At 42.6% G+C, this 982-nt stretch carries 1 protein-coding gene; it reads left to right on the top strand.

All coding sequences use genetic code 11. The features are described 5' to 3' along the window. Window positions 1-236: 236 nt before the first annotated feature. On the top strand, window positions 237-982 hold a 746-nt coding region (locus KIV40_RS28540; RefSeq protein WP_285352590.1), incomplete at its 3' end, for a sodium-dependent transporter.

Genomic DNA, 982 nt, shown 5'->3' with positions numbered 1-982 from the left:
AAGAAGAAAACGATTGTTTTGTATGAAAAGTCGGCATTTAACCATAAAATTTTACATTGGTAACGAAATATGTACGGTTCGGGCTTCCAATTTTAATCTTAAACTGGTTTACTTGCTATACATTGAGCGTCAATCAAATTCTTGAGGATGTAAACAAAGATTTACACCTTTCTTTTAATAAGACGCCACCCAAAGCAACACACAACATTACACAACATACAAATTTTGGAGTTAAAGTGGCTACTAGTAATACAACCACAAAACCTCGTGATACCTGGGGTTCGAAACTTGGATTCGTAATGGCTGCAGCAGGTTCTGCTGTTGGTCTAGGTAACATCTGGAAATTTCCTTACACAGCAGGTGAGAGTGGCGGCGGTGCGTTCGTTGCAATCTACCTATTCTTTGTAATCTTCATTGGTTTCAGCGTCATGCTGACTGAATTTGCTATTGGCCGTCATACGCAAAAATCAGCAGTAGGTGCATTCAAAACAACAGACCGTCGTTGGACGTTCGCTGGTGTTATCGGCGTAGTAAGTGGTCTACTTATCATGGGTTTCTACCCTGTAGTAGGTGGCTGGTCTATCGCATACATCGGTAAGATTGCTGGTGGTCTTCTAGACGCACCTGAAGCAATCGGCGACAGCTTCGGTGGCTTCATCTCGAACCCTGTTCAACCACTAATGTGGATGGGCCTATACCTACTTCTAAACATTGTTATTGTTATGAAAGGTATCTCGGGCGGTATCGAGAAAGCAGGTAAGATCCTGATGCCACTTCTGTTCATCATCCTTATCGTAGTATCTATCAAAGGCATCATGCTTCCGGGCGCGATGGCGGGTCTAGAATTCCTATTCAGCCCTGATTTCTCTAAGGTAGACAGCAATGTAACTCTTGCTGCACTTGGTCAAGCATTCTTCTCTCTATCTCTAGGTATGGGTTGTATGTTGACTTACGGTTATTACCTTAAGAAGAAAGAAAACCT

This window comes from Vibrio sp. D173a, assembly GCF_030248475.1.
Note: the sequence above shows the minus strand (reverse complement) of the source record. Positions and strands in the feature narration are given on the sequence as shown.